General features: G+C 70.4%; 8 protein-coding genes. 4 read left to right on the top strand and 4 right to left on the bottom strand.

What is annotated here, in order from left to right:
• The first annotated feature begins 95 nt into the window (after positions 1–95).
• From ACIBO2_RS29075 to ACIBO2_RS29065, 3 genes are all read left to right on the top strand, one after another.
• Positions 96–371 (top strand): hypothetical protein, encoded by a 276-nt coding sequence (locus tag ACIBO2_RS29075; RefSeq protein ID WP_358555492.1) that lies wholly within the window; start codon positions 96–98, stop codon positions 369–371.
• A 285-nt stretch (positions 372–656) separates the two neighbouring features.
• A complete protein-coding gene (locus ACIBO2_RS29070; protein ID WP_358555489.1) occupies positions 657–1,349 on the top strand; it encodes a response regulator transcription factor in 693 nt (230 codons plus the stop codon).
• Positions 1,346–2,797, top strand: a complete 1,452-nt coding sequence (locus ACIBO2_RS29065; protein WP_358555486.1) for a HAMP domain-containing sensor histidine kinase — start codon at positions 1,346–1,348, stop codon at positions 2,795–2,797. The genes ACIBO2_RS29070 and ACIBO2_RS29065 overlap by 4 nt, the downstream gene beginning before the upstream one ends.
• Here the strand turns inward: ACIBO2_RS29065 and ACIBO2_RS29060 are convergent.
• Positions 2,766–3,158 (bottom strand): transposase, encoded by a 393-nt coding sequence (locus tag ACIBO2_RS29060; protein ID WP_397300834.1) that lies wholly within the window; start codon positions 3,156–3,158, stop codon positions 2,766–2,768. The two genes, ACIBO2_RS29065 and ACIBO2_RS29060, sit on opposite strands and share 32 nt — an antisense overlap.
• Positions 3,159–3,292: 134 nt before the next feature.
• On the opposite strand from ACIBO2_RS29060, the gene ACIBO2_RS29055 reads away from it, so the two are divergent.
• The gene (locus tag ACIBO2_RS29055) at positions 3,293–4,498 is read left to right on the top strand and encodes a monooxygenase (RefSeq protein ID WP_397300792.1); all 1,206 of its coding nucleotides are present in this window, start codon (positions 3,293–3,295) and stop codon (positions 4,496–4,498) included.
• Between the two features lie 160 nt (positions 4,499–4,658).
• Here the strand turns inward: ACIBO2_RS29055 and ACIBO2_RS29050 are convergent, their stop codons facing one another.
• The 3 genes from ACIBO2_RS29050 to ACIBO2_RS29040 all read right to left on the bottom strand — a co-directional run bounded on the left by ACIBO2_RS29050 (position 4,659) and on the right by ACIBO2_RS29040 (position 7,050).
• The gene (locus ACIBO2_RS29050; RefSeq protein ID WP_358555480.1) at positions 4,659–5,402 is read right to left on the bottom strand and encodes a response regulator transcription factor; all 744 of its coding nucleotides are present in this window, start codon (positions 5,400–5,402) and stop codon (positions 4,659–4,661) included.
• Between the two features lie 177 nt (positions 5,403–5,579).
• Complete coding sequence (locus ACIBO2_RS29045) at positions 5,580–5,774, bottom strand: SUKH-4 family immunity protein (RefSeq protein WP_358555504.1); 195 nt, start codon at positions 5,772–5,774, stop codon at positions 5,580–5,582.
• A 385-nt stretch (positions 5,775–6,159) separates the two neighbouring features.
• Entirely contained in the window at positions 6,160–7,050 is an 891-nt protein-coding gene (locus tag ACIBO2_RS29040) for a hypothetical protein (protein WP_358555477.1), read from the bottom strand.
• Positions 7,051–7,125: the final 75 nt, after the last annotated feature.

Below are 7,125 nucleotides of genomic sequence, written 5' to 3'. Positions count from 1 at the left end.
CGGAGATCGGGGACTTCCCGGCGGGAAGCCGCACTGGGGACCTGCGGGCCGGGCGGCACTTGATCGTGTTCTGAAGGGCGTTTGACGCACACTTCATGCTCGGCCTCAGCGATGCGGGCAATGAGGTTGTCGCGGATCTCCTCCGGCCGGCCGCCCTCACCGGCCACACCCAGAACGTCTTCAGAGCGCCCGAGTCGACCAAGATCAGCCAGCGGCAACGCCTGACCCAGCACGCCCAGGCCCGCTGGCCCGTTCTAGCCGCTGTCAGCGTGCGCTACCGAGGCGTGCTCGCCTATATCGACGGGCACCTCAGCGACGGGACGATCCTGCCGCTGTACCGGCTGCGATACAACGGCTCGGCGAGCATCTGAGGCTTCGCGATCTACCTGGCCAGCCGCGACGGATACGAAGACAACATCCTGCCCAGCGGCCTACCCACCGGCAGCCCCGAAGAAGCCCTCGACTGCGTCTGCGGCCTCTACCGCAACGACCCCACCGGCTGGTCCCTACGCCCGACGAATTAACGGCGCGGACCACTTAGGCATCCGTAAGAGCACGGCCCGCGGGCACCACAGCGGCGACGGCTCTAATCCTGGCCTCAGGTTGATCGAGGAGAATGAGCGGCAAAAGCATCGACTGGAAGGGGGCGGGCCGGCGTGCGGATCATGATCGCGGATGATGACACGGCCATCCGTGAGTCGCTGGAGCGGGTGCTCCAGGTCGAGGGTTACGACACCAGCACCGTCGCCAACGGTCTCGCCGTGCTCGACGGGGTCGATGGGGCCGGCGGTGACACGCTGGATCTGCTGATCCTCGACGTGATGATGCCCCGCCTCGGCGGGTTGGAGACTTGCCGGCGGTTGCGGGCCGCGGGTCGGGATCTGCCGGTGCTGATGCTGACCGCCCGTGACCAGGTCTCCGACCGGGTCGCAGGGCTGGACGCGGGCGCCGACGACTACCTGCCCAAGCCGTTCGCCACCGAGGAGTTGCTGGCCCGGGTGCGGGCCCTGCTGCGCCGGCGTACGCCGACCGACGGGGAGTCGCAGATCCTGTCGTTCGCCGACGTCCGGCTCGATCCTGACAGGTTCGAGGCGTGGCGGGGCGGGCGGCCGCTGCACCTGACCCGGACCGAGTTCTCCCTGCTGCAGGTCCTCGTGCGCAACGCGACCTGGGTCTTGACCCACGACGCGCTGTTCGAGGCGATCTGGGGCTTCGACATGAGCACCACCGCCAACAACCTCCAGGTATACGTGAGCTACCTGCGCCGCAAGATGGAGGCCGAGGGTGAGCCGCGATTGATCTACACGCGGCGCGGCCTGGGATACACGTTGCGGGAGACTCCTCCGTGAGCAGGCCCGCCGGCCGGGGACCGCACCGGCTGACCCGATGGTGGCGCCGGCGGTCCCTGCGGACCAGAATGACGGTGATCGCGGCGACGGCCATCGCGGTCAGCGTGTTCCTGGCCTTCCAGGTGGCCAGCGAGCTACTGGACTGGGAGCTGCAGCGCACCGCCGAGAATCAGCTACGCGCCGACTCCCGTGTCCTGGCGACGAACACGGAGCGCGCCGGTCTGGCGCAGGTCCAGCTACCGCCGTATCCCGGATCCGGTCGGCTGGTGCGGGTCATCCTGCCCGACGGCTCGACCCGGACGCCGACCGGCCAACCCGCGCTGCCCCCCGTCAGCGAGCGCGCCGGGCGCGTGGCGCAGGGCGCGTCGGCCAACCTGATGGAGTCGAACGACAGCGACGACGACGGCTACCTCATCTACACGCTGCGGGCGGGCGACGGCGCGGTCCAGGTGGCCCGCGTCGCCGACGACAGCCCGATCAACCAGTTCGGGTTGGGCATGCTGCTGATCGGGCTGCTCTGCGTGGTCTGCGGCGCCCTTGTCGGGCGGACCGTGGCGCGGACCGGACTGGCACCGATCGACCGGCTGACCGCCGCCGCGGTACGTGTCGCGCACACCCGGGATCTCGACGCCGACATCCCGAATGAGGGCGGTGGGGAGATCCGGCGGCTGATCCAGTCGATCAACGACATGCTCGCCGCGCTCCGGGACTCCCGGCGGGCCCAGCGGCTGCTCGCCGAGGACGCCGCCCACGAGCTCAAGACCCCCCTCACCAGCCTGCGCCTCAACGTCGAGCTGCTGATCCGGCTCGATCGGCGCGGCACCCTGGACAGCGCACTGCCGGCGGAGAGCCGGACCCGGCTGCTCAACGATCTCGGCGCCCAGGTAGCCGAGTTGAGCACCCTTGCCGCCGAGCTGACCGACCTGGCGCGCGGTGACGTCAGCGACGAGAGCACCGAGCTGCTCGACCTCGCCGACGTGGTGGTGGCCGCCGCGACCCGGGCGCGTTCCCGGGTGCCCGACATCGAGATCGCGCTCGACGTGACCCCCGTGTGGGTGAGTGGGCGTCCCGCTGCGCTCCAACGGGCCGTGCTCAACCTCATCGACAACGCCGGCAAATGGTCCCCCGCGGACCAGCCGGTCCAGGTCCGGCTCCATGCCGAGGGCGCGTCGGCGGTGCTCGAGGTCGACGACGCCGGGCCGGGCATCGACGCCGCCGACGTACCGCGGGTGTTCGACCGGTTCTACCGTGCCGACAGCGCCCGGGCGTTACCGGGATCCGGTCTGGGGCTGTCGATCGTGCAGCGGGTCGTCGACGCCCACGGCGGCCGGGCCACCGTCGCCCGCTCCGCACGCGGTGGCGCGCTGCTTCAGGTCGACCTTCCGGCCGCGGCCCCGCCCGCCCCGATCGCGCGGCTCAGTGCCGGGGAGGACACCGCGGTGCGCTGACCCGCCCCGGCGGCGGCGCAGGACAGGGGACTGCGGCCCCCGCCCGCCCGCGCAGGACAGGGGACTGCGGCCCCCGCTCGCCCGCGCACCGCGGTAGCGGCAGCCCTCTGAGGATGCCACGGAGCCGTTCGACCTCGATCCAGACCTTGTTCAGCGCGTCGTACAACGCGCCGGTCCCACGCCGGTGCTCGGGCGGCAACGACAACCCGGCCAGGGTTCGTACCGGCCCATCAGTACAGAGCACCGCGTCGGTGAGCTCGAACAGCGCGTCGACCCGCGCGGTCAGGCAGGCATAGAAGTCGGTTCTGAGCTGGGAGTTTGACTCCCGTCCATCGCCGACGGACTTTCTTGGGCGTGTCAGTTGCGACGGGCCTTGATTCTCGTGCGGGTGTCGAACGGCGCTCCGGAGAGTAGTACCGTCGTACCGCCTCCCTCTCGAGGATGACGACCGCAGTACGACGAAATAGGACGGAATCGGGCCTAGCGTTCAGGGCTATGACGAAACCTGATAGTCCACTGCGGAGGTTCGGGGCGGCCACCATGGCGCTGGCGACGGCGTTCGCCGTCGCCGCCTGCGGGTCGGGCGCCGACAACAGTGCGGTGCCCGCCGCGGCCGGCTCGCACAGCGCGCACGCGGGCGGGTCGTCGGCTCCACCGCAGCCGCTGCGCACCGGCGAGCGGTTCGTCGACCTGAAGATGGCCGAGGCCTACACGCCCGCGCCGCCGGAGGGCGGCGGCACGGACGAGTACCGGTGCCAGGTGATCGATCCGGGCCTGACCAAGGCGGCGTTCCTGACCGGGACTCAGGTCACGCCGGAGAACGTCGCCATCGCGCACCACGCCATCGTGTACGTGGTGCCGCCGGGCGGCGCTGCCGCGGTGCGCAAGCAGGACGCGAAGACCCCCGGCGTCGGCTGGCAGTGTTTCGGCGGGACCGGCGTGAAAGGCGCCGAAGTAGAAGAGGGGGAAGCGGCGTGGGTGGACACCTGGGCGCGGGGCGCCACGGAGACGCTGTTCACCCAGGACGCCGGCTTCAAGCTGGAGCCGGGCAGCCTGGTCGTCCTCCAGATCCACTACAACCTGCTCGCGACCGACGGCAAGCCGGCCGGGTCGGACCGCTCGGCGGTGCGGCTGCGGCTGACGGACGGCACGCCGCAGACCCGGGAATTCGACACGTGGCCGCTCGACGCGCCGACCGACCTGCCCTGCGCCGCCGACGAGTCGGGTCCGCTCTGTGACCGGGCGGCCTCGATCGCGGACGTGACGAAGCGGTTCGGGCCTGAGGTCGGCGGCACCGCGGACGAGCAGCTGGAGGAGTGCGGCCAGAGCGCGCCGAAGCCCGGTGACACCCAGACCTGCGACCACAAGGTGCCGGCGCCGATGACGCTGTTCGCCGGTTTCGGCCACATGCACCTGCTCGGGCGGGCCATCAAGGTCGAACTCAACCCGGGCAAGCCGAACGCCAAGGTCGTGCTGGACGTGCCGCAGTTCGACTTCGACAGCCAGCGGCTGGTGAAGCTGCCGTCGCCGGTGGAGATCGGTCCGGGGGACACGCTGCGGGTGACGTGTACGCACGACGCGGGGCTGCGCAAACAGCTGCCGCAGCTGAGCAAGCTGCCGCCCCGCTACGTGGTGTGGGGTGACGGCACCAGCGACGAGATGTGCACGGGCATCATGACGGTCTCCCCCCGCAAGTCCTGACGAAGCGTCGAACGTGTGTGAGCTCACTGAGATCAACAAGCCGAAAAACAGCTCTGAGCTCACACACGTCCGCACTGAACTCACACCCGTGCGGCGTCGTGGCGGTCGGACGGGCGGTGCCGTGGGCGGCTGCACGCGGACCCGGCAGCGGAGCGGTCGATCACGCGGAGCGGATCGGCCCGGAGCGGTTGCGGCTGGGAACTACGGTCGTGCCCCCGACGGACGCGCGAGATGCAGCGCTAATCGGCAGGGTGAGTCTCAGGTCGTAGGCGAGGATGACGGCCTGGATCCGGTCCCGTGCGCCGATCTTGGCGAGGACCCGCCCGACGTGGGTCTTCACCGTCGACTCCGACAGCGTGAACCGCTGCGCGATCTCGCCGTTGGTGAGGCCGTGGCCGATGGCGACGAGGATCTCGCGCTCGCGGCCGGTCAGGGAGTCCAGCCGGGGATCCTCCCGCACGGGCCCGCAGAGGTCATCGTCGAGCCGGTCGGCGAACGCGTCGAGCAGCCGCCGAGTCAGCGCCGGCGCGATCACCGCGTCCCCGGCGGCGACGGCCCGGATGCCGGCGAGCAGCTCCTCCGGGCGGGTGTCCTCGAGCAGGAAACCGCTCGCCCCGGCCCGCAGCACGGCGAGCGCGTACCGGTCCACGTCGAACGTCGTCAGCACCAGGATCCGCGAACGCCCACCGGCGGCGACGATGCGCCGGGTGGCCTCGATCCCGTTGACGCCCGGCATGCGGATGTCCATCAGCACCACGTCGGGATGCAGCTCGGTGGTCCACCGAACGGCCTCGGCGCCGTTCTCGGCCTCGCCGACGATCTCGGTGTCGGGGGTGCTCTCCAGCAGCATGCGAAACCCGAAGCGCTGCAGCGGCTGGGCGTTCACCACAAGCACAGAGATCATGAATGGCTGCCTTTCAGGGTCGTGTGGACGGTCCAGCCGCCGTCCGGTGCGGGGCCGGCGCTGACCGTGCCGCCGTAGAGCGCGGCGCGTTCGGCCATGCTGGCGAGGCCGAGACCCGCGTCGCCCGGCGATGCCTCTTCATACCGAGCGGACCTGAGACGACTGTTAAAACGGCGCTCAGGCCGGTTGGCCGCCGGCGCGGGTTCGTCTGGGCCGCGCGACGGACTCCCTCAGCATCCAACCGCGCATGACCTGGTATAAGGTCTCGACGAACAGCTCCAGGGAACTATTGATGAACGCACCGTTCTTCTCGCTGTCCCCGAGTTGGCTGTACCAGTAGACGTGATGGTCCGCACGGGACAGACAAGCCATGCCGGGCACGCGGTCGCCCCAGGCGTGGGCTCCTTCGGTGTGAATCTTGTGCCCTGTGGCGAGACGAGCCGCGCCGAACGGCTCTGTTCATCGAACCGCAACCAACCCCCCGCAAGAGTTGACGTTCCGCCAGCGGATGACGGCGGTTACGCCCTACACATTCGCCTTCACCGGGACAGAGCCGAAAACCGTTGCACGGCGCGAGGCGGCAACAAGTACCCCACGCCTACCCCGGCCCGCAAGGCGAAGACGGCCCTACCGTCGCCGGAGGATGACGCCTTGGCCGTAGTCGGTCTCATCGTTCGGGGCTCCTGCCAGCCACAGCTCCGATGTACCGGGAATCGCCGTCACCGCCACGTGGCCAAACGGGTAGTCGTAGACGCGCTCACGGCTCCAGGTCCTGGCCGTCGAAGTGCCGGGCCACCGTGACGTCGTCCTTGTCGGACCCGACCGCCCACACGTCGTCCGGCCCGGACGCGGTGACGCTCGCCAGCGGCCCGCCACCGCCGGGCACGGCCACCCGCTGCCACGAGGACCCGTCCCAGTGCATGACGAGCGCCTCCGGCTGTCCGGGATCGTCGATCTCGGTCCTACAGGCGCCCCCCGGCGCCCCCTCGCCCCCGATTCCGCCGACAGCCCACACGTCGTCCGGCGAGATCTCCCACACCTGGTTGAGGTAGCCTCTCGGTACGTTCGGGAGAGGCATCTCTGTGTACTCCCCACCCCGGGCCGCGTGCCAGACCGCAGGCCTGATGCCCGCGCAGCCGTCGCGGAGGTCAGTGCCGACCACCCACACCTGACCGTGCCCGGCCGCCACCGCGGCGAATACGCCCTGGACGGCGGCCCGCTTCTCGAACTTCCGGCCGGTCCACTCCACGGCGAAGGAGTTCTCCCTGTTCAGGTCCATACCGACCAGCACAGCCCGCCCCTTGTCGATCGACACATCGGTGAACCAGGCCACTCCCAACCCGGACGGGCGCGGGTACGACGAGCGCCGCCCGTCCCAGTGGATAGCTTCGCCATCCCCCACGATCCAGATGCCGCTGGGTCCATCCACGTCGAAGCCGCTCACGTAGAGCTCGCGATCGAGAGTGGTCTTCTTCCACGCCGTCCCGTCCCATCGCTCGACGATCACGGTCCCTTCGCGGTCCTCGGCGCCGTCCTCGGAGCCCACCGCCCACGCCCGCCGAGGCCCGTCGGCAATCACGTCAACGAGCTCCGACTTCGCCCGGAGCCGCAGATCCTCGACCTCCTTCCACCGCTCGGAGCGGGCCACCACCTTCCCGGTCTCCGCGCTCGCGCTCGCGGTCGCCGAAGGCGTGACGGTCGCGGGGCTCGAGGGAACGGCCGC

This window comes from Nonomuraea sp. NPDC050022, assembly GCF_044460705.1.
In the GTDB taxonomy this organism is placed as follows: domain Bacteria; phylum Actinomycetota; class Actinomycetes; order Streptosporangiales; family Streptosporangiaceae; genus Nonomuraea.
The sequence above is the reverse complement of the archived record's forward strand: the minus strand, read 5'-3'. Positions and strand labels throughout refer to the sequence as shown.